The 237-nt window shown below is 66.2% G+C and carries 1 pseudogene; it reads left to right on the top strand.

Annotated features, from left to right (window positions below):
- A pseudogene (locus tag SB765_RS33610) lies at positions 1 to 237 on the top strand (Holliday junction branch migration DNA helicase RuvB); the annotation flags it as partial.

Here is a 237-nt window from a genome sequence, read left to right as displayed (position 1 = left end):
CATCATGATCGGCGAGGGGCCCGCCGCACGTTCGATCAAGCTCGACCTGCCGCCCTTCACCCTGGTGGGGGCCACCACCCGTGCCGGCATGCTGACCAACCCCTTGCGGGACCGTTTCGGCATTGTTCAGCGCCTGGAGTTCTACAGCGACAAGGACCTGGCGACCATTGTCAGCCGTTCCGCCGGTATCCTGGGCCTGGTCATCGAAGACCAGGGCGCCTTCGAGATCGCCCGGCG

It is taken from the genome of Pseudomonas sp. SIMBA_067 (genome assembly GCF_046534675.1).
Classification (GTDB): domain Bacteria; phylum Pseudomonadota; class Gammaproteobacteria; order Pseudomonadales; family Pseudomonadaceae; genus Aquipseudomonas; species Aquipseudomonas putida.
Note: the sequence above shows the minus strand (reverse complement) of the source record. Positions and strands in the feature narration are given on the sequence as shown.